General features: G+C 44.4%; 20 protein-coding genes. 11 read left to right on the plus strand and 9 right to left on the minus strand.

Annotated features, from left to right (window positions below; genetic code table 11):
* Positions 1-12: 12 nt before the first annotated feature.
* Positions 13-507: a YkgJ family cysteine cluster protein gene (locus ACPD8L_RS07960; RefSeq protein WP_116218540.1), complete on the minus strand. Its 495-nt coding sequence runs from the start codon at positions 505-507 to the stop codon at positions 13-15.
* Between the two features lie 74 nt (positions 508-581).
* Here ACPD8L_RS07960 and ACPD8L_RS07965 point away from each other — a divergent pair, with 74 nt between their 5' ends.
* Positions 582-1,289: a class I SAM-dependent methyltransferase gene (locus ACPD8L_RS07965; RefSeq protein WP_423942840.1), complete on the plus strand. Its 708-nt coding sequence runs from the start codon at positions 582-584 to the stop codon at positions 1,287-1,289.
* Between the two features lie 43 nt (positions 1,290-1,332).
* Positions 1,333-2,160, plus strand: coding sequence for a hypothetical protein (locus ACPD8L_RS07970; RefSeq protein ID WP_116218542.1), 828 nt, complete (start codon positions 1,333-1,335; stop codon positions 2,158-2,160).
* Between the two features lie 10 nt (positions 2,161-2,170).
* On the opposite strand, the gene ACPD8L_RS07975 is transcribed toward ACPD8L_RS07970, so the two are convergent.
* Entirely contained in the window at positions 2,171-2,803 is a 633-nt protein-coding gene (locus ACPD8L_RS07975) for a 7-carboxy-7-deazaguanine synthase QueE (RefSeq protein WP_423942842.1), read from the minus strand.
* Positions 2,804-2,886: 83 nt separating this feature from the next.
* On the opposite strand from ACPD8L_RS07975, the gene ACPD8L_RS07980 reads away from it, so the two are divergent.
* Both ACPD8L_RS07980 and ACPD8L_RS07985 read left to right on the plus strand, forming a co-directional pair.
* Complete coding sequence (locus ACPD8L_RS07980) at positions 2,887-4,395, plus strand: helicase HerA-like domain-containing protein (RefSeq protein ID WP_423942844.1); 1,509 nt, start codon at positions 2,887-2,889, stop codon at positions 4,393-4,395.
* Between the two features lie 6 nt (positions 4,396-4,401).
* Entirely contained in the window at positions 4,402-4,947 is a 546-nt protein-coding gene (locus ACPD8L_RS07985) for a hypothetical protein (RefSeq protein WP_423942845.1), read from the plus strand.
* Positions 4,948-4,956: 9 nt separating this feature from the next.
* Here the strand turns inward: ACPD8L_RS07985 and ACPD8L_RS07990 are convergent, their stop codons facing one another.
* Complete coding sequence (locus tag ACPD8L_RS07990; RefSeq protein WP_116218739.1) at positions 4,957-5,385, minus strand: winged helix-turn-helix transcriptional regulator; 429 nt, start codon at positions 5,383-5,385, stop codon at positions 4,957-4,959.
* A gap of 92 nt (positions 5,386-5,477) precedes the next feature.
* Here ACPD8L_RS07990 and ACPD8L_RS07995 point away from each other — a divergent pair, with 92 nt between their 5' ends.
* From ACPD8L_RS07995 to ACPD8L_RS08005, 3 genes are read left to right on the plus strand one after another with little or no spacing between them, the layout of a single operon-like run.
* The gene (locus ACPD8L_RS07995) at positions 5,478-6,317 is read left to right on the plus strand and encodes an alpha/beta hydrolase (RefSeq protein ID WP_423942847.1); all 840 of its coding nucleotides are present in this window, start codon (positions 5,478-5,480) and stop codon (positions 6,315-6,317) included.
* Between the two features lie 32 nt (positions 6,318-6,349).
* Positions 6,350-6,772, plus strand: a complete 423-nt coding sequence (locus ACPD8L_RS08000) for a VOC family protein (protein WP_423942849.1) — start codon at positions 6,350-6,352, stop codon at positions 6,770-6,772.
* A gap of 9 nt (positions 6,773-6,781) precedes the next feature.
* Entirely contained in the window at positions 6,782-7,597 is an 816-nt protein-coding gene (locus ACPD8L_RS08005; RefSeq protein WP_423942851.1) for a 3-keto-disaccharide hydrolase, read from the plus strand.
* 4 nt (positions 7,598-7,601) lie between these two features.
* Here ACPD8L_RS08005 and ACPD8L_RS08010 read toward each other — a convergent pair whose 3' ends face one another.
* Positions 7,602-8,228 (minus strand): DUF2306 domain-containing protein, encoded by a 627-nt coding sequence (locus ACPD8L_RS08010; RefSeq protein WP_423942853.1) that lies wholly within the window; start codon positions 8,226-8,228, stop codon positions 7,602-7,604.
* A 118-nt stretch (positions 8,229-8,346) separates the two neighbouring features.
* On the opposite strand from ACPD8L_RS08010, the gene ACPD8L_RS08015 reads away from it, so the two are divergent.
* Entirely contained in the window at positions 8,347-8,502 is a 156-nt protein-coding gene (locus ACPD8L_RS08015; protein ID WP_181898245.1) for a hypothetical protein, read from the plus strand.
* Here ACPD8L_RS08015 and folD read toward each other — a convergent pair.
* The 3 genes from folD to ACPD8L_RS08030 form a co-directional block, all read right to left on the minus strand.
* Complete coding sequence (gene folD, locus ACPD8L_RS08020) at positions 8,499-9,386, minus strand: bifunctional methylenetetrahydrofolate dehydrogenase/methenyltetrahydrofolate cyclohydrolase FolD (RefSeq protein ID WP_423942854.1); 888 nt, start codon at positions 9,384-9,386, stop codon at positions 8,499-8,501. The two genes, ACPD8L_RS08015 and folD, sit on opposite strands and share 4 nt — an antisense overlap.
* A 118-nt stretch (positions 9,387-9,504) precedes the next feature.
* A complete protein-coding gene (gene ffh / locus ACPD8L_RS08025; RefSeq protein WP_116218551.1) occupies positions 9,505-10,833 on the minus strand; it encodes a signal recognition particle protein in 1,329 nt (442 codons plus the stop codon).
* 104 nt (positions 10,834-10,937) lie between these two features.
* Positions 10,938-12,701 carry a hypothetical protein gene (locus tag ACPD8L_RS08030; protein WP_421810007.1) on the minus strand — a complete coding sequence of 588 codons (1,764 nt, stop codon included), beginning with the start codon at positions 12,699-12,701 and terminating at the stop codon, positions 10,938-10,940.
* 113 nt (positions 12,702-12,814) lie between these two features.
* On the opposite strand from ACPD8L_RS08030, the gene ACPD8L_RS08035 reads away from it, so the two are divergent.
* The 3 genes from ACPD8L_RS08035 to ACPD8L_RS08045 all read left to right on the plus strand — a co-directional run bounded on the left by ACPD8L_RS08035 (position 12,815) and on the right by ACPD8L_RS08045 (position 16,908).
* A complete protein-coding gene (locus ACPD8L_RS08035; protein WP_116218552.1) occupies positions 12,815-13,315 on the plus strand; it encodes an RNA polymerase sigma factor in 501 nt (166 codons plus the stop codon).
* Positions 13,316-13,451: 136 nt separating this feature from the next.
* Positions 13,452-14,366: a FecR family protein gene (locus ACPD8L_RS08040; protein ID WP_423942856.1), complete on the plus strand. Its 915-nt coding sequence runs from the start codon at positions 13,452-13,454 to the stop codon at positions 14,364-14,366.
* On the plus strand, positions 14,344-16,908 hold the full coding sequence (locus tag ACPD8L_RS08045) for a TonB-dependent receptor (RefSeq protein ID WP_423942858.1): 2,565 nt from the start codon (positions 14,344-14,346) through the stop codon (positions 16,906-16,908). Before ACPD8L_RS08040 ends, ACPD8L_RS08045 begins: the two co-directional genes overlap by 23 nt.
* On the opposite strand, the gene ACPD8L_RS08050 is transcribed toward ACPD8L_RS08045, so the two are convergent.
* Together ACPD8L_RS08050 and argS are read right to left on the minus strand one after the other, a co-directional pair.
* A complete protein-coding gene (locus ACPD8L_RS08050) occupies positions 16,905-17,708 on the minus strand; it encodes a zinc-dependent peptidase (RefSeq protein WP_423942860.1) in 804 nt (267 codons plus the stop codon). The two genes, ACPD8L_RS08045 and ACPD8L_RS08050, sit on opposite strands and share 4 nt — an antisense overlap.
* Before the next feature lie 2 nt (positions 17,709-17,710).
* On the minus strand, positions 17,711-19,489 hold the full coding sequence (gene argS / locus ACPD8L_RS08055) for an arginine--tRNA ligase (protein WP_423942862.1): 1,779 nt from the start codon (positions 19,487-19,489) through the stop codon (positions 17,711-17,713).
* Positions 19,490-19,568: the final 79 nt, after the last annotated feature.

The following is a 19,568-nucleotide window of genomic DNA, read 5'->3' on the forward strand; positions in this document are numbered from 1 at the left end:
TATGAAAAATCATCAAAGCTTGATACGCCTTTTCATTTCTTCCACAATATGAAAAGCGGCAGGACAAATGGCCACATTCTTCAGCGTAAGGTTACTGATCTGCTGAAACTTCTTCCGGTCCGTATGTGGAAATTCACGGCACGCCTTGGGCCGGACATCATAGATCGAACAATAATTGTCCGCTCCCAAAAAAGCACAGGGCACTTCCTGCAAAACATAGTCGTTCTCCTCATCTACCCTAAGATATTGGTCAATGAACTGTGACGGTCGCAATCTAAAATGTTTGGCAATGCGTTCAACATCAGCATTGGTGAAAAGAGGTCCCGTGGTCTTGCAACAATTGGCACAAGTAAGACAGTCCGTTCGCTCAAACTCCTCAGCATGCAGTTGTTGCATAGTGTAGTCCAAATCCTTGGGAGGTCGCTTTTTTAGTTTGGCGAAGAATTTCTTGTTTTCGGCATGTTTTTCCTTGGCCCGCTTGGGCAGTTCTTCAAGATTTTCATCCATAACAAACAAACTTATCCATTTTAAACCTTACTCTGCAATTAAAGTCACACCTTTGTAACAGATAAATCCCAATCATGGCAGATGTATTTGGAATGGCCTTGATGGATTACCATCAAGGAAACTACACAGAGGACATTATCACCCATTCTTCCTTGGATGAGGAAGACACCATTCCCCTTCCCTATTTGTTCCGGAATTATAGAGAAATGCCCCCATTGGAAAAAAAAGCACTTGCCTTGGCCAAAGGAAAAGTGCTCGATATTGGTTGTGGAGCGGGCAGTCATTCCTTATACCTTCAAAAAAAGGGCTTGGAGGTCACTGCCTTGGATTACTCTGCCGGGGCGATTACGGTTTGTGAAGAACGTGGGGTAAAATCAACAGTGAACAGTGCCATCCTCGATTATGCAGATGAAAGGTTCGATACCTTGCTCTTACTCATGAACGGCATAGGTTTGACGGGAAAACTGAACCATTTGGACAAGTTTTTACAACATTTGGCTTCATTATTGCTGCCCAATGGACAGATATTGTTGGATTCCAGCGATATCATTTATATGTTCGACCAAGATGAGGATGGGGGATATTGGATTCCCAATACTGGTCAATATTATGGGGAGGTTGAGTTTGCCATGACCTATAAAGGACATAAAAGTGATTCTTTTACATGGCTTTATTTGGATTATAATACCTTGTCCAATGCATGCCTGTCCAACAATCTCAATTGCGAGCTGGTGAGTTCAGGAAAGCACTATGATTATCTGGCCCGAATCACCAAAAAATGATACTAGATTCTGTAATGCAGCGTTTTATCTTATATTCACCGTTATGAAAAAGAAAATCACTCTTTATTTTTTTTGGGCTTTGACCTTATTTTTGGGCTGCTCAAAAGATGCAGAAAACAACGACCCTAGTTCCAACGGGGTGAACAAATCGGCCAACCTATTGGCCACGGGAGCATCGGCCAATGACTTGTTGGCCAATACCAACTACAGCAATTTATTGATTGAGATAGGCTATGTGTCCGGGTTTAGACCAACCGCGGAGGCCATTGCCACCTTTGAAACGTTTCTGAGGGCCAGAACCTTTAAGGAATCCGTTGAGTTTACGTACAAGGAACTTTCCTCCCCCAACCAAGAGTCGCTGACCAACGAGGAAATCGCTGAAATGGAAAGCGAAAACAGGACCGCCTACAATACAGGCAATACTATGGCCCTATATATTTACTTTGCAGACGCACCCTCTGAAAACGATGACAAAAGTGAAGGTCTGGTGACCCTTGGCGCGGTTTACCGAAATACCTCCATGGTCATCTATGAAGCCACTATACGCGAATTGGTCGGAAACAGTGTAACCATCAGTGTCGCCGATGTTGAGGCCGCTACCCTAAATCACGAATTTGGCCATTTATTGGGGCTTGTTAATTTGGGCAGCGATCCAGTAAACCCTGACCACGAAGATACTGAGGTGGATGAAACCCAAGGTGAAATTGGAAATAACCATTGCAATGTGGAGGGATGCCTTATGCGCGCCGAACTACAATTTGGCGGTTCCTTGGCCAAAATGATGCGTAGCAATGTTTCCAAAGGCTTGGCCGCAATACCGGAACTGGACGCGGAATGCATCTTGGACCTTCAATCCAACGGGGGACGCTGACAACCAAGAATTAAGGGATATTCAAATACTTGTGGGTCTGCAAGGAAACTTTCCATTTGGGGTGTTGCATTACATACTCCACGATCATGGGGACTATTTTGTCACGCACACTCCATTCCGGCTGTAAATAAAGGATACAATCCTCTTTGACCTTCGCAGCCTGTTCCTCGGCAAAAATAAAATCATGTTTATTGTAGACAATGACCTTTAGCTCATCTGCCTTTGCGTAGATTTCACCTTCAGGTAATTTGTTCTTTTTTGGGGAAAGACAAATCCAGTCCCAAATCCCGGTCAAGGGATAGGCCCCAGAAGTTTCAATATGGGTTTGAAGGTTCTTTGCTTTCAATCCCTCGGTCAAGGGACCCATATCCCAAGTCAAAGGTTCGCCTCCCGTGACCACTATGGTATTGGAATATTTTGCGGCATGGTCCACAATATGGTCCACGGCCGTTGGAGGATGGGTCTCGGCGTTCCAGCTTTCCTTCACATCGCACCAATGGCATCCCACATCGCAACCCCCTACCCGTATAAAATAGGCGGCCGTACCTTTATGGTACCCCTCACCTTGAATGGTATAAAATTCTTCCATCAAGGGAAGCATCAAGCCCTTGTCCACCAAATCCATAACATTGTCTTCAACCATAGTGCAAAGATAGGCATAGTCTTGTTCACCTCATCTTTTCTCTTTCCCATAAATTCCCCTACTTTTATCTCAAATTCATCGCAATGGACAACAAAGAAAAATTCTTTGAACAAATAGAGCAGGGTTATACTACAAAAGGCGACTATATTACCGTTGGAGCAGGTATGTTGGAGGGGGAGACCATTACCAACGCCTTTATCAAAATTCCCTTGAAAACCCTTAACCGCCATGGTCTCATTGCAGGTGCCACGGGTACGGGAAAGACCAAAACCTTGCAGGTGCTTGCCGAAAACCTATCCGATAAGGGTATTCCGGTTCTGCTCATGGACCTCAAAGGAGATCTTAGTGGAATTGCCCAACCCAGTCCCGGACATCCCAAAATTGATGAACGACATGAAAAAATTGGGCTCCCTTTTGAGGCCAAGGGGTTTCCTGTTGAAATCCTGTCCCTTTCCGAACAGGATGGGGTACGTCTACGGGCCACGGTCTCCGAGTTTGGACCCGTGCTACTGTCCCGGATTTTGGACCTTTCGGTAACCCAGGAAGGTATTGTGGCCGTAGTCTTCAAATATTGTGATGACAACAAGCTTCCGCTGTTGGACCTGAAGGATTTCAAGAAAGTACTCCAATATGCCACCGGAGAGGGCAAAGAGGAATTCCAGAAAGCCTATGGCCGTATCTCCACTAGCTCTACGGGTACCATTCTGCGGAAAATCATTGAATTGGAACAACAAGGGGCCGATATTTTCTTTGGGGAAAAATCCTTTGATGTGGAAGATTTGGTGCGTATCGATGAAAATGGAAGGGGCTATGTGAACATTATTCGATTGACCGATATCCAAGACCGACCCAAATTGTTCTCAACATTCATGTTGAGCCTATTGGCCGAAATCTATTCCACTTTTCCGGAACAGGGCGATAGTGAACGCCCCGAATTGGTCCTCTTTATCGATGAGGCCCATTTAATTTTCGACAATGCCTCCAAAGCACTGTTGGACCAGATAGAAAGTATTGTAAAGTTGATTCGCTCCAAGGGGATTGGACTCTATTTTGTCACCCAAAATCCCACCGATGTACCGGACGATGTGCTGGCTCAATTGGGCCTCAAGGTACAGCATGCGCTCCGCGCCTTTACCGCCAAGGATCGAAAAGCCATAAAGCTCACCGCACAAAACTACCCCATTTCAGAGTTTTACGATACTGCGGAAGTGCTCACCTCATTGGGAACCGGGGAAGCCTTGGTTTCTGCATTGGACGAAAAGGGACGACCCACCCCTTTGGCGGCCACCATGATGCGGGCACCCATGAGCCGAATGGATATTTTAACGGATGCCGAGCTCAAAGAAGCTTTGGGCCAATCCAAATTGATCAAAAAATACAATGAGGAAATCGATAGGGAAAGTGCCTACGAAATCCTCAATGAAAAAATTGAAAAAGCCGAAAAAGAGGCCGAAAAGGAAAAAGAACAAAGAACTACCTCCAGTAGATCCTCTACCCGAAGGAGCACACGGATGAACCCCGTGGTCAAAGTATTGACCAGTGCCACCTTTATTAGGGGGGTCATGGGCGTATTGAAAAAAGTAATCCGATAACAACTTATGAAAAGAACATTACAGGCCCTAACCGTTTTGGGCACCTTGTTGATATTATCCTGTGAAAAAAACACCACATTCCTTATCACGGAAAACAGTGTAGGGCCACTGGAGAAAAGCTCCCCCGTTTCTGAACTGGAAACCCTATTTGCCGGGGATTCCATTGTAAGGGACACTGCATTGGCACAGTTGGGTTCCAGTAACAAAAAGATAGAGGTCTTTGAAAAAGGGGGACAGCATTTGCTGACACTCACCCCAAATACCGATAGCATTCCCACCATTTCCAATGTAAGGATCATGGATCCCAGATACCTTTCGGACAAGGGCATTGGCCTGCAGAGTACGTTTGGGGAGATTCAGAAGAAATATCCTATTAAAAAGATCGTGACCACGTTGAACAGTATCGTGATCTTTCCAAAGCAAAGCAACCTGTATTTCACCCTTGGGAAAGAAGAGTTGCCATCCGACTTACGCTTTACCACAACAGATATCGAGGCCGTTCAAATACCCAACGAGGCCAAAATAAAATATTTGATGCTCGGTTGGGAATAGCCTTATGCGTCAAATCAATCCATAGCGTTCGCGGTTGGCCAATACTTTTGGACTGTTGGCCTGCATCCATTCGGTAAGTTCCAGTAATTTTTCCACGTAGGATTGTCCAAATTCTGTGAGTCTGTACTCTACCCTGATGGGTACTTCGGCATAGGCCTTTCGGGAAATATAACCATCGGCCTCCAGCACCTTCAAGCGTTGGCTCAAGACTTTATTGGAAATCCCGTATACATATTTTTTGAGCTTATTGAAACGCAGTTCCGGAAAATAGCCCAGCCATAGAATGATCAATGTACTCCATTGGTCTGAGGCCACGGACATCACATCCCGCACCGGGCATAGCTCGGGCGGATTCTTATAATCGATGTGCCCGAACATTTTTTCCAACTTTTTTGACATCCTAACTTTCTGATTTTCAGCAATAGTTTCTGTTTCCATACTTAGTTGGGGTTGAGTGACTTCTTTTTTCTTTGGAAATGAATCTGTAATTTTAGTTTCCATTAAAGAGTAAGTTACAAAAAGTAACCAGAATGAAAAAACTGCTGAACAAAATAGTTCCCTTGGCCTACGGACAATATTTCAATGTCTATACCCTTGTAGCCCCTAAAAAAGCAGCACATAAGGCCTTTTGCTTGTTCTGTACGGTTCGAAAAGGACGCGTACAGCCCCAACAGGCCCAATATCTGGAAGAGGCCAAGCATACGGTCGAAGAAGTGGCAGGACATCAAATACAGTCCTATCACTGGCCCGGTGAAAAGGAAACGGTATTATTGGTCCATGGATGGGAGAGCAATACGTTTCGCTGGCGAAACCTCATCAAGAAACTCCGGGAGGCCAATTTTAATATCATTGCCTTTGATGCTCCTTCGCACGGTCACTCCACCGGCAACCTTCTTTATGTACCCCTTTATGAACAAGCTGTGCACCATATGGTCAAAAAACACGACCCCAAACACCTTATCGGACATTCGGTTGGGGGTATGACCTTGATGTACAATGAATACAAAAACCCCAATCCAAAAGTTGAAAAGATCATCACCATTGGATCGCCTTCCGAATTCCATGAAATCATGGACCACTTTCAAAATATATTGAAGTTCAACGACCGTGTCATGAAATCCTTGGACAGCTATATCCTAGACCGGTTTGGGTTCCATATAGAGGAATTTTCCACATCCAAATTTGCCCAATCCAACCAAAAAAAAGGGTTGCTCTTCCATGATGTGCTGGATGCCGTTGCCCCGTACCATGCCTCGGCAGCGGTACATGAGCAATGGACCGGAAGCACTTTGGTAAGTACCGAAGGACTGGGCCATTCCATGCACCAAGATGATGTGAACAATCAAATCATAGAATTTTTGGAAGCCTAGGGAAGAAACCCTAATTTTCAGAAAAAATCACCATGCAGCAAATTACCCCTTTCCATGTTGCCATTCCCGTCCATAATCTGGATGATTGCCGGATTTTTTATAGGGATGTTCTAGAGTGTGAAGAAGGCCGCAGCAGTGACCATTGGGTAGATTTTAATCTTTTTGGTCATCAGTTGGTCATCCATTACAAACCCAAATCGGAAGAAGACCTCCATACCAATCCGGTAGACGGCAAAAATGTTCCCGTGCCCCATTATGGAGTGGTATTGCCTTGGGAAACCTTTGAATCCTTTTCTGAAAAATTGAAGCATAAAGGAGTCGAATTCATCATTGAGCCCTATATCCGTTTTAAGGGAGAGGTTGGGGAACAAGCCACCATGTTCTTTTTGGATCCTGCAGGAAATGCCCTAGAGTTCAAGGCTTTTAAAGATATGGGACAATTGTTCGCCAAATAGAAGCCAACCATGAAAAACGTAAAGCCCATTTTTCTGCTAGCTTCAACACTGGCAATAACAGTATTCGCCCTCGGCTGCAAGCAAAAAAACAAGGAAACTGGAAAAGACCAAGGTGAATGGATTCAACTATTCAATGGGGCAAATTTGGACAATTGGACTGCAAAAATTCACCACTATGAGGTTGGGGATAATTTTGGGGATACCTTTAGGGTAAAAGATAGTATTCTTCAGGTGAGGTATGATAACTATAAAGGCCATTTCAATGAACGCTATGGTCATTTGTATTACGACCAGCCTTTTTCCAACTATCATTTGGTTGTGGAATATCGGTTTGTGAAGGGATGGTACGGGACAGCACCAGATTATACATTGCTAAACAGTGGGGTCATGTTCCACTCCCAAGACCCCAGAACCATGCCCAAGGAGCAAGATTGGCCCATTTCCGTGGAGATGCAGTTTCTTGCGGAAGTAAACAAAGGAGAATCCAGACCAACCGGAAACATGTGTTCCCCGGGCACAGATGTGGTTTATGAAGGACAGATTGATCCGAGGCACTGCATTAGTTCTTCCAGCGACACCTATCCCGTTGGGGAATGGGTACGTGCAGAGCTGATTGTACATGCCGATTCTTTGATTACCCACACCATCAATGGCAAAAAGGTGCTGGAATATAGCAAACCCCAGATTGGCGGTGGTGTGGCCAATCGCTATGACGAATCCATTAAAATTGATGGGACCCCTCTAAAAGAAGGATTCATTGCGCTTCAAAGTGAAGGCCAAGCCATAGATTTTAGGAAAGTGGAGTTAAAGATTCTTGAGGAGTAAGAACTCATTCCAAAGTGAGCCCTTTTCTCCTCACCCACAAATGGGCAAATACCATATTGGGCACCCAGCAAAGCCAGGCCACAATCTTGTAGGCAATCAAGAACTCACCAAAAATCAATGTCAGTATCGGCAGCCAAATTCGAAGGGTTACTGCAGCAAAACAGGCCGCGTAACTGTATATCATCATTCCCTGGTGCAAGGACAGGTCTTTTTTTCTAATGGCCACGTATGCCCGTCCCGTGGTGTACAACCATATCAATCCCAGCCCTATAAATCCAAGTGCTGGAACAATACCTCCTGTTGCGAAAAAGCCCAGATATACTCCGCAGGTTCCGCTTATGATGGCTGAACCCACATAAATCTTTCCCAAGGTTCGATGAAGCTTCAGGTGTTTGGATCGCAAGCTTTTGCTAAACTGCGACCAACCCATCAAAAGGGCCAACCCACCAAAGGAAATATGCCCGTAGAAGGCGGTACGCCATATTTGATTGGCCAAAAGTTCCTTGGTTTTCCCTGCCAATAGACCAAAATCCCCAGATGAGAACACATAGGCCAAAGGGTATAGTCCAATACCGATGGCCAATAAAGCGAATACTATCCAAGCTACCCTGTTTCTAACCATAGCGGCCATACCTTTTGATTTTCAGACAGGTAAGTTATCGAATATTTGGTTGAAAAAACAAGAATCAAAAACCTAAATCGTTATATACAGTGATGAACCGGCCATTGTGCCTCCCAAATCTATCATCATGAAAATAATATTACTCTTGATCACCGTCCTTTTTTCATCTATGGCGGTAACCAGTTGCACCAATGAAGAGGGCGAAACCGAATTTGATCGTATCACTCCTGATGAGGAGCAACAGACCTTACTGAAAAGTATGGAGGCCGAAAATGTGAATTAGGCTTCTTTGGTCTTGTGCCTTTCCCTGGCCAAAAGGGTGTTTTTCAACAACATGGCAATGGTCATGGGGCCCACTCCTCCGGGAACCGGGGTAATGTACGATGCTTTTTTGCTTACATTTTCAAAATCGACATCACCGGTGATGTAGTACCCTTTTTCCTTGGTTTCATCAGGAACACGGGTAATGCCCACATCAATGACCACTACGCCGTCCTTCACCATATCGGCCTTAAGGAAATTGGGGACTCCCAACGCCGAGACCACAATATCGGCCTGTAAGGTAATCGATTTAAGGTCCTTGGTCCTACTATGGGTCAAGGTGACCGTGGCATCGGCCGCTTTTCCTTTCTGACTCATCAAAATACTGATGGGCCTTCCCACAATATGGCTCCTCCCGATCACTACGGCATGTTTTCCAGAGGTATCCACATCGTATCGGCGCAGCAGCTCCATAATACCAAAGGGAGTAGCGGGAATAAACGACTCCATATCGAGCGCCATTCTACCAAAATTGGTGGGATGAAAACCGTCCACATCCTTATTGGGGTCAACGGCCAACAATACCTTTTCCTCATCAATATGTTTGGGCAGGGGCAGCTGTACAATATATCCGTCAATATCAGGATTGGCATTAAGTTCCGCTACCTGCTTTAATAGGGCATCTTCCGTGGTGTCTTCGGGAAGGTGGACCAAGGTGGATTCGAAACCTATTTTTTTACAGGAACGTACTTTACTGCCCACATAGGTTAGGCTAGCACCATCGTTCCCTACCAAAATAGCGGCCAAATGGGGTACTTTTTCCCCTCTTTCTTTCATTTGGGCCACCTCAACGGCGATCTCTTCTTTGATTTGGTTTGATATTTTCTTTCCGTCAAGGATTTCCATGGTCTGGTTTTGGTTTTGTTGGGTAATTAAATAATGGCTCTTTTATCTATTGTCTGATGTCTGATGTCTGATGTCTGATGTCTGATGTCTGATGTCTGATGTCTGATGTCTGATAAAATTATCGCATGTTCTGCATCATCTGCATCATCTTTTTGCCGCCTCCGCCTTGCATCATCTTCATCATTTTGCTCATTTGGTCGAACTGTTTCAGCAATTGATTCACTTCTTGGATGGAAGTACCACTACCTGCAGCAATACGCTTTTTACGACTGGCATTGAGTTTGGATGGTGTAGAGCGTTCATCTGGGGTCATGGAATGGATAATGGCCTCAATATGCTTAAAGGCATCATCATCGATATCCAAACCTTTCAGGGCCTTTCCTGCACCGGGAATCATCCCCATAAGGTCTTTCATGTTCCCCATCCGCTTGATCTGCTGAATCTGACTTAGGAAATCGTCAAAACCAAACTTGTTCTTGGCAATTTTCTTTTGGATCTTGCGGGCCTGTTCCTCATCGAACTGCTCTTGGGCACGTTCCACCAAGGAAACCACATCTCCCATCCCCAAAATACGATCGGCCATCCTTGAAGGGTGGAAAACGTCTATGGCCTCCATTTTTTCACCGGTACCGATGAACTTGATGGGCTTGTCCACCACAGATTTAATGGAAATGGCTGCACCCCCACGGGTATCACCATCCAATTTGGTCAAGATAACCCCATCAAAGTTGAGCACATCGTTAAAGGCCTTGGCGGTATTCACCGCATCCTGACCGGTCATGGAATCCACCACAAAAAGGGTCTCTTGGGGCTCAATGGCTTTATGGATGTTGGCAATCTCGGTCATCATCTGTTCATCCACGGCCAATCGACCTGCAGTATCCACGATCACCACATTGCAACCTAAACTTTTTGCGTGTTTTATACCGGCCTTGGCAATGGCCACGGGATCATTGTTCTCCCGATCGGAATATACCTCTACCCCTATTTGCTCCCCGACCACATGCAACTGGTCAATCGCAGCGGGACGGTACACATCACAGGCTACCAACAATGGTTTTTTGGTTTTCTTGTTTTTGAGGTAATTGGCCAATTTTCCGGAAAAGGTGGTCTTACCGGAACCTTGCAGACCGGACATTAAAATCACGGATGGATTTCCTGACAGGTCTATATCCTCGGCATCGCCACCCATAAGCTGGGTAAGCTCGTCCTTGACAATCTTGACCATAAGCTGGCCAGGCTGCAGGGTGGTCAGTACATTCTGACCCAATGCCTTTTCTTTTACGGTATTGGTAAATTCCTTGGCTATCTTAAAGTTGACATCGGCATCCAAAAGGGCCCTACGAACTTCCTTAAGGGTCTCCGCCACATTGATCTCCGTAATCTGTCCATGTCCTTTGAGGACGTGGAGCGCCTTATCCAGTTTATCGCTTAAATTGTCGAACATGTTCTTACTTCAGTTTAAAAGAGGGACAAATTTAAGAATAATTAAAAAGAAAAGGACGGCTTTGGGGAGAGCCGTCCTTTTCAAACTAACAGATTGGGGTAATTTTATGGTTTTTCGAAGACCAAAATCTCCGTTGAGTTCTCTTGTTCGTGTACCAGTTCAATTCTGTTGGCCTCAACCATGTTGATGTACCAGTCCTCGGTAAGCTCTCCCAAAGAGCCTTCTGCGCCCAGATTTAGGTAGAATTTGAGTACCCCGTCATGGTTTCTCAATACTCTCCAAAGTCCTTCGGCAATTGGATCATCATTTATGGATACCCCTACTTGGTGCATGGTATCGAAATTGAATTCCATAGTAGCGTATTCACTGGTAAGGTCTTCATTGTTTTCTTTATACTGCGCAACCATCCATGGTCCACCCATCATGATGTTTCTGATTTCGGCCACGTCCTCATCATCGGCATTATCATTACAGACCCGTTGTAGGATCAATTCATATCCGATATCCTCTACATCGAACTTAAGCCTATCATTGGCAAGGTCCCTCAAAGGCCATTCAAAGCTGACCCCAGGTTCATCACCCATAGTAATCATAAGCGACAACACCAACTGGCTGTTAAGACCTATTTCCCAAGTACCTTCAGAAGTTGATACGCCATTGCTCAAGGTAACCACACCTTCTGCCATAAACTTGAATTCATAGCCCAACAATCTTTCAATCTCTTCCCCTTGGTTTTTCACCTTTTTAATGATCCACTCACACTCACTTAGGATAGCTCTCAACGTATCAGGGTCTGGTTCTTCCCCAGGATTGATGTCACATCGTTGTTTTAGGACAATTCTATTGCCGCCTTCAGCATAAAGCTTGATTTTGCCTTCACCAATTTCATAGACCACCCATTCCAAATTAAAATCAACAAGGGTATCAAATTCCAAGGTCAACAAGGGCCCATGATCGGACTGGCTAGTACTCCATGTACCATTAATGGTATTTCCGCTGGCCACTTTTACTGCTACGGTACCATCTTCGGCAAACGTCATCAAATATTCAAAATATTGACCGGTTTGGTCCACATCATCACGAATCACTTCACGTACTTCCCAAGGACATTCCACCAAATAGGCATCCAATCGCTCTTCGGTAAAATCGTCATCGTTGTAGTCATCGTCATCATCCTCGTCACAATCGTCCTTGGCATTGCTCAAGGCAGCGGCCAGTGCCGTATTGTTCTCGACAACAATTTCGGTACCGTCATATTTTTTTAGGGTAATGGGAAAATCTATGCTCACCAAGGCATTATCCTCAAGTTCGGCAAAAAACTTTCTCATTTGCTCATCGCTTTCAATCTGGACCTCACCGGACAATTGGTTGTTCACATCAAAAGTGAAGAGCGTGATGGGGTAGACAAAATCGATACATTCAATGTCGTCATCGTCACCTCCTTCAAGGCAATCCCTGGCCATTTCTTCCAGTTGATCCTTGCTTTGGATTACAATTTCACTAAAATCGGAAAGGGTAATGGTAATGGGAAAAATGATATCCAAAATATCGTCATCATCTTCCAACTCATCAAAGATTTCTTCAATGGTATGCAGATCTTCCTTGGAATCAATGGTGATTTGAATACCATTTACTTCAACGGTATAGGGGAAGTTAACGGCGAAACAACTGGCGCGATCAACGATATTGTCATACGAGCCATCTTTCGCTGATGTTTTTTGGATCAATTGGGCCGTATTGGAATTGGCGATGATAGTTTCTTGTTCTTGGGGGCCTCCAACTTCTTCGAACTCATCTTGGCAGGCGGTAAAATTAAGGGCCAAAAGAAAAAGGCCGGTGTAAAAGAAGTTGCTTATCAACTTTTTCATAACAATTTGAATTTTGGGGTTAGAATTCATTCCTAAAACAACTCTCAAAAAAAAAACCCTACCCTTTCTTAAATTTTTTAAAATATCTTTGAGAAGGAAACAAACTCCTTCCTATGAGCAATGTTTGCGAAGATCAGATCTTCAGTTCCATATTCAAGGCCCATTCCAAAACGGTATTCAATTACATCTATTATAAGTTTGGCAATGCCGAAAAAGCAAATGATGCCGTGCAGGAAGCTTTTGTAAAGCTTTGGGAGAATTGCGCCAAGGTAAGCCCGGAAAAGGCGAAATCCTACGTCTATACAGTGGCCAACAATCTATATTTAAATGTAATCAAGGCCGAAAAAGTGCGGTTGAAGTATGCGAACTCCGTGGATGACCATTCCTCTAATCTCTCCCCGGAATTTTTGATGGAGGAAAAGCAATACAGGGAAAAACTGGAAAATGCGCTGAACGAACTTCCCGAAAACCAACGCACCACTTTTTTATTGAATAGGATCGATGGGAAAAAATATGCAGAAATTGCCGAAATGGAAGGCGTAAGTATAAAAGCTATTGAAAAACGAATGCATTTGGCCCTAAAAAGTCTGAGGGAACAGATTGATGGGATATGATACAATGGACAATTCACAATTAGCAATAATCAATTGCGGTTAACTATTATTGAACATTGCTCATTGCAAGATTGTAAATTGAAAAAGTAGGGTTTTTTAGAAGAGTGTTGTTATAATAAGGTAAAGCATAGAAACCATGCAAGAAAATTACTTGGCAAAATGGCTCAACGGAGAGCTTTCCGAGGAAGAACTCGCGGAATTTAAAAAGTCCGACGAGTATGCTTCCTATCAGAAACTCAAGGAGGTTTCAAGCACATTGAAAGCTCCTGATTTTGATATGGACCAAGCTTTTGAGCGCATCAACGAGGAGCGTATGGGCCAAACCCCGAAGGTCATTACCCTTAACCCGTTCAAGAAATTCCTTAAGGTGGCTGCCGTCATTGCCATTATGCTTGCCGGTTCCTATTTCTACCTCAACACCTTGGATGAATCCATCAGTACGCAATTTGCAGAACGCACAGAGGTGACTCTTCCCGACAACTCCGAGATTTTCCTCAATGCCGATTCCCAGATTTCCTACAGTAAAAAGAATTGGGACAAGGAACGAAACGTCTCCTTGAATGGAGAGGCCTTCTTTAAGGTGGCCAAAGGAAAAAAATTCACTGTGGCAACAGACCATGGAACCGTAGCTGTATTGGGCACCCAGTTCAATGTGGAAAACCGCAAGGGTTTTTTTGAGGTCACCTGTTATGAAGGATTGGTAAGTGTTGCGTTCAACAACCAAGAGACCAAACTGCCCGCCGGTTCTTCGTTTTTGGTTATCAATGGAAAATTGGTGGACACATCCCAACCCAAGGAAGCCCAACCTTCTTGGATGAACAATGAAAGTAGCTTTGAGGGCATTCCCCTGGAATATGTGTTCGCCGAGCTGGAAAGACAGTTCAATGTCCATGTAAAAACTGAGAATATAAACACAGCATTACTTTTTACAGGCACTTTCAACAACACAGACCTCAATATGGCGTTAAAAAGTATAAGTACCCCCTCCCAAATCCATTACAAACTTGAGGGTGATAATGTACTTTTCTATGCTGGGAACACTCCGCAATAGCCAGTTCTGCCTTTTGTTGGGCTTTTTACTGTTCTTCCTCACCCTACCCGCCCAGGAAAAACAGCAAACCCCTGTTGACCTTATTTCTTATATAAAAACCTTGGAAGATCGGTTCAATATCAAATTTTCATATCTCAATGAGGATTTGGACGATTTCAAGCTCTCCGTTCCGGAGAACAGAGTCAGTTTGGAGGACATTCTAAACTATATCGAGTCCAAATTTCAGATACGGGCAGAAAAACTTGATGAACGCTACTATACCCTGACCAAGAGTTCCCATGTATCCCTTTGCGGAACGGTACTGGACAACTTTGCCGAAAATACCATTCCCGGTGCTTCCTTGGAGGTTTTAGGAACCAAGATTGCCCAGACCACGGATACCAATGGCAGTTTTTCCATGAACAACATACCTAGGGATGCCTCTCTTAAAATTCGATATTTGGGCTATCTCACCAAGTACATTCCCATTGAAGATTTGATCCGCCAAGAATCGTGTGCAAAAATCCTGATGGCCCCGCACTACGAACAATTGGATGAGGTCATTGTATACAAGTATTTGACCACGGGAATCCTCAAAGAACAAGATGGGAGTATTACCTTGAACACCGCTGAATTTGGAATCCTGCCAGGACTTATAGAACCCGATGTGTTACAGACCGTTCAGGCGCTGCCCGGTATAAAAAGTATTGATGAGACCGTATCCGACATCAATGTGAGGGGTGGCACCAACGACCAGAACCTCGTACTGTGGAACGGCATAAAAATGTATCAGTTTGGGCATTTTTTTGGGTTGATATCTGCCTTTAACCCTTATCTGACCGATAAGGTCTCCGTTATAAAAAATGGGACGCCCGCTGCCTTTGGTGATGGGGTGAGCAGCGTCATTCAAATGGAGACCAACAACCACATCACCGACGGTTTTGAAGGTGGTGCAGGTTTCAACTTTATCAGTGGGGATATTTTTGGCCAATTTCCGTTGAACGATAAAATCGGGCTTCAGTTTTCCGCGAGACGCTCCACTACAGATTTTCTGAATACCCCCACTTACAGCAAATTCTTTGACAGGGCCTTTCAGGACAGTAAAGTCATCGACGAGAATAATGTTACGGTGGACGACAACATTTCCCGGAACGAGAATTTCTTTTTCTATGATTTCACCGGAAAATTGCTCTATGACATCAATGATTATCACAAAGTAAGGTTCAGTGCCATCCACATCAACAACAATCTGGAATATGTGGAAACTGATGAAACCAATGACGAAACCACCCAGAGTATTTTGGAACAGACCAATATTTCCGTTGGTGGGCAATTGCTAAGTCAGTGGTCCGATAGGTTTTCCACTCACCTCAACCTGTATTATTCCAGGTACAATTTGGATGCCCAAAGCATCTATGCCAACCAGATACAACAATTGGAACAAAAAAACATTGTGGACGAAAGGGCCATTAAGCTTAACACCGAATATCAGTTCTCGGACCAGCTAGAATGGACTAACGGCTTTCAATATATTGAAACAGGGGTTATCAATCGGGCTTTTGTGACCCAACCCAGTTTTGATACGAACATCAAGGGGGTCATTCGTATTCATTCACCCTATTCCGAAATTGGATACCGCACTTACGAAAACAAATTCATTGGAAAATTTGGCGCCCGGGTCAACCTTATCGAAAACCTGTACACGTTCAACAAACTATTGGTGGAACCTCGCATCAACCTCAACTTTAAGTTGGCCAATTATCTGCGTGCCCAAGTGCTGGGGGAATTTAAAAGTCAGACCACCAACCAGATCATCGATTTGGAACAAAACTTTTTGGGGATTGAAAAACGCCGATGGACCTTATCCAACGATGACACCCTTCCTGTGACACAGAGTATGCAAGGTTCGGTGGGCATCAATTACGAAAAGAACAATTTTTATCTGGGCCTTGAAGGGTTTTATAAGAATGTGGATGGGATCAGCACCCGCACCCAAGGTTTCCAGAACCAAAATCAATTCAGTGGGGAAATAGGTAGCTATGATGTAAAGGGGATTGAGTTCCTCATCAACAAAAGAGGCGACCATTATAGCACATGGCTGAGCTATACCTACAACAAAAATGATTACACTTTTGACTCCATTGTGCCCCATAGCTTCCCCAACAATCTGGACATCCGGCATACCGTCTCCTTTGCGGGAACCTACAACTACCAAAACCTAAAATTGAGTCTGGGGATCAATTACCGGACCGGAAAACCCTATACCGAACCCTTGGATGGGGATGAGGCATTGGACAACTCTTTTTTCCCGGCCAGAATCAATTATAGATCCCCCAACAGCAGTCGTCTTCCCGAATATTTCAGGGCCGATGCCTCTGCCATCTACAGTTTTGATCTCTCCCGAAGGATACGTGCCAATGCAGGGGTATCCCTCTTAAATATGACCAACCGAAAAAATAGCCTGAACCGGTATTACCGTGTTAATGATGAAAACCAGATTGAAGCTGTGGAAAGTGTTTCCTTGGGCATTACCCCCAATGTGAGTTTTAGGGTGAGTTTCTAAGAAAGATTGTCCAAATCAAGGTTGAACATCTTCTTGAATGTTTCAAATAGTGTTGGAAAATCTCTTTTAAAAAGTTCCGGTGTTTCCATAAAATTTTCACAGGCCACCGCAAAAAATTCCAATATGTTCACCTTGGCATAGTCTCTAAAATAACCTGTGGACTCCATCCGCGATATAAAACTTTCATCCGAGAACATTCTTTCCATCCTTCTGAATCCAGCTTGAAATTTCAAGGACTCCCATGAATTCCTGCCTTTTGTTTCATGGTACAAGGCATGTGAAAACTCATGAATTGCAAGATTAACATTGTCATCCGATCGCTCAAAACCTTTTTGTAAGTTATCCGCAGCAAAAACAACAGTTTTAAGACCAACGTTATACTCCCCTAGATGATGCTTTCTATTGATCAAGGAATAATATTCCGAGGGATAGATCACTATACGGTGCACGGACCTTCGAAATTTATAATTTCTCATCCCCAGTGTCAATAAACATGCAGCAGCACTGACCAAAAGTTTTAATTCCTGTTTATGAGCAACAGGACCTCTAAAAGTAAAATGTTTTCTTGTCCTGAACCAAGAAACCCTTGTGAATAAATTTTCACGCTGTTCCAAATCCAACCTATTGATCGAGGGGATTTTGGACTGAATGATAAAAATTTCCTTTGGGGTAAGTGGCTTTGGTCTATTAAAAGGATTTAGCTCATAGAGGTCAATGGCATAATTGACGATATAAACCAAATAGGAAAGTATAAAGAGAATACAGGCTATGGCAAATATGTCAACCCCAGTGACTCCCAAAACTACATCCGCTCAGGAACATCAATCCCCAAAAGTCTAAAAGCGGACTGGATCACCTCTCCTACTTTTTGGGACAACTGTACCCGGAACTGTTTTTTGGTTTCATCGGGCTCGCCCAAAATGGACACCTGCTGATAAAAGGAGTTGAACTCCTTCACCAAATCATAGGTGTAATTGGCAATCAAGGCCGGACTAAAGTTTTCCGCGGCCAACTGCACGGTTTCAGGAAACTGCTGAATGCCTTTCAACAACTCCTTTTCCTTTTCGTGCAGTTCCAAAGAGGTCTCGACTGCGCTCGACCTGACATTTTCTGCTTTTCGCAAAATGGATTGAATCCTGGCATACGTATATTGAATGAACGGTCCCGTGTTGCCCTGAAAGTCCACAGACTCTTCCGGATTGAACAAAATCCGTTTTTTGGGATCCACTTTGAGGATGTAATATTTTAGGGCACCCAACCCAATGGTTCGGTACAGTTGCTGCTTTTCTTCTTCGGAATAGCCTTCCAGTTTACCCAGCTCGGCCGAAATGGCCTCTGCAGTCTCCTCCATGTTGGTGATGAGGTCATCCGCATCCACCACAGTGCCTTCCCTGCTCTTCATCTTGCCGCTGGGGAGGTCCACCATACCATAGCTCAAATGGTACAATTGTTCCGCCCAAGTATATCCCAATTTCTTCAGGATGAGGAACAACACTTTAAAGTGGTAGTCCTGCTCATTTCCAACGGTATAGACCATCCCGTTGATATCGGGAAAATCCGTTACCCGCTGAATGGCGGTACCGATATCTTGGGTCATGTAGACCGCGGTACCATCGGAGCGCAGTACAATCTTCTCATCCAGTCCCTCATCGGTAAGGTCGATCCACACACTGCCATCTTCTTTTTTAAAGAAGACTCCCTTCTCCAGACCCTCCTTGACTACATCACGACCCAACAGATAGGTATCGCTTTCGTAATAGAGTTGATCAAAATCCACCCCAAGGTTTTTATAGGTGGTATCAAAACCGGCATATACCCAACTGTTCATCTTTTTCCAAAGGGAAACCACCTCGGCATCACCCGCTTCCCATTTACGGAGCATTTCTTGGGCTTCCAACAAAATGGGCGCTTCTTTCTCTGCTTGGTCCTTGGCAATTCCATCAGCAACCAATCCGGCAATCTGTTCTTTATAGGCTTTGTCGAATGCCACATAGTATTTCCCCACCAAATGGTCCCCTTTCAGTCCAGAGGATTCCGGGGTTTCCCCATCACCAAATTGTTGCCAGGCCAACATACTCTTGCAGATGTGGATGCCTCGGTCATTGATAATCTGGGTCTTGTATACTTTCTTTCCGGAAGCTTTTAAGATTTCGGCCACGGAATATCCCAATAGGTTGTTTCGGATATGCCCCAAATGCAACGGTTTGTTGGTATTGGGTGAGGAATATTCCACCATCACGGCATCCTTGGACCCCGCTTCGGCATAACCATAATCCTTTACATCCTTGATGTTGTTGAAAAAATCGAGATAGTAGCCATCTTCGATAACGACGTTCAAAAAGCCTTGCACCACGTTGCACTTGGCCACCTCGTCCACATGCTCCTGCAGATAATCCCCGATTTGGGTGCCAATCTGTACAGGATTCCCTTTGATATGGCGCAACATGGGAAACACCACTACGGTAATATCCCCCTCAAAGTCCTTTCGGGTAGGTTGAAACTCCACTGTGGGAAGTTCCACTTGGTACAGTTCTTTTACGGCCGCAATGACCTTCAGGCTCAAATCGTTCTGCAAACTCATCTCTAAAGCATTTCAGCCCGCAAAACTACACATTTTTTGCGCTTTTGTCACAGGATTCCTTCCTCCAAGCGTATCACAT

The sequence above is a fragment of the Flagellimonas algicida genome (assembly GCF_049629585.1).
In the GTDB taxonomy this organism is placed as follows: Bacteria; Bacteroidota; Bacteroidia; order Flavobacteriales; family Flavobacteriaceae; genus Flagellimonas.

What these genes read in the sequence shown, in the direction of transcription:
- ACPD8L_RS07960 (WP_116218540.1), bottom strand. Translation starts at nt 507, where the DNA reads ATGGATGAAAATCTTGAAGAACTGCCCAAGCGGGCCAAGGAAAAACAT.
- ACPD8L_RS07965 (WP_423942840.1), top strand. Translation starts at nt 582, where the DNA reads ATGGCAGATGTATTTGGAATGGCCTTGATGGATTACCATCAAGGAAAC.
- ACPD8L_RS07970 (WP_116218542.1), top strand. Translation starts at nt 1,333, where the DNA reads ATGAAAAAGAAAATCACTCTTTATTTTTTTTGGGCTTTGACCTTATTT.
- ACPD8L_RS07975 (WP_423942842.1), bottom strand. Translation starts at nt 2,803, where the DNA reads ATGGTTGAAGACAATGTTATGGATTTGGTGGACAAGGGCTTGATGCTT.
- ACPD8L_RS07980 (WP_423942844.1), top strand. Translation starts at nt 2,887, where the DNA reads ATGGACAACAAAGAAAAATTCTTTGAACAAATAGAGCAGGGTTATACT.
- ACPD8L_RS07985 (WP_423942845.1), top strand. Translation starts at nt 4,402, where the DNA reads ATGAAAAGAACATTACAGGCCCTAACCGTTTTGGGCACCTTGTTGATA.
- ACPD8L_RS07990 (WP_116218739.1), bottom strand. Translation starts at nt 5,385, where the DNA reads ATGGAAACAGAAACTATTGCTGAAAATCAGAAAGTTAGGATGTCAAAA.
- ACPD8L_RS07995 (WP_423942847.1), top strand. Translation starts at nt 5,478, where the DNA reads ATGAAAAAACTGCTGAACAAAATAGTTCCCTTGGCCTACGGACAATAT.
- ACPD8L_RS08000 (WP_423942849.1), top strand. Translation starts at nt 6,350, where the DNA reads ATGCAGCAAATTACCCCTTTCCATGTTGCCATTCCCGTCCATAATCTG.
- ACPD8L_RS08005 (WP_423942851.1), top strand. Translation starts at nt 6,782, where the DNA reads ATGAAAAACGTAAAGCCCATTTTTCTGCTAGCTTCAACACTGGCAATA.
- ACPD8L_RS08010 (WP_423942853.1), bottom strand. Translation starts at nt 8,228, where the DNA reads ATGGCCGCTATGGTTAGAAACAGGGTAGCTTGGATAGTATTCGCTTTA.
- ACPD8L_RS08015 (WP_181898245.1), top strand. Translation starts at nt 8,347, where the DNA reads ATGAAAATAATATTACTCTTGATCACCGTCCTTTTTTCATCTATGGCG.
- folD (WP_423942854.1), bottom strand. Translation starts at nt 9,386, where the DNA reads ATGGAAATCCTTGACGGAAAGAAAATATCAAACCAAATCAAAGAAGAG.
- ffh (WP_116218551.1), bottom strand. Translation starts at nt 10,833, where the DNA reads ATGTTCGACAATTTAAGCGATAAACTGGATAAGGCGCTCCACGTCCTC.
- ACPD8L_RS08030 (WP_421810007.1), bottom strand. Translation starts at nt 12,701, where the DNA reads ATGAAAAAGTTGATAAGCAACTTCTTTTACACCGGCCTTTTTCTTTTG.
- ACPD8L_RS08035 (WP_116218552.1), top strand. Translation starts at nt 12,815, where the DNA reads ATGAGCAATGTTTGCGAAGATCAGATCTTCAGTTCCATATTCAAGGCC.
- ACPD8L_RS08040 (WP_423942856.1), top strand. Translation starts at nt 13,452, where the DNA reads ATGCAAGAAAATTACTTGGCAAAATGGCTCAACGGAGAGCTTTCCGAG.
- ACPD8L_RS08045 (WP_423942858.1), top strand. Translation starts at nt 14,344, where the DNA reads ATGCTGGGAACACTCCGCAATAGCCAGTTCTGCCTTTTGTTGGGCTTT.
- argS (WP_423942862.1), bottom strand. Translation starts at nt 19,489, where the DNA reads ATGAGTTTGCAGAACGATTTGAGCCTGAAGGTCATTGCGGCCGTAAAA.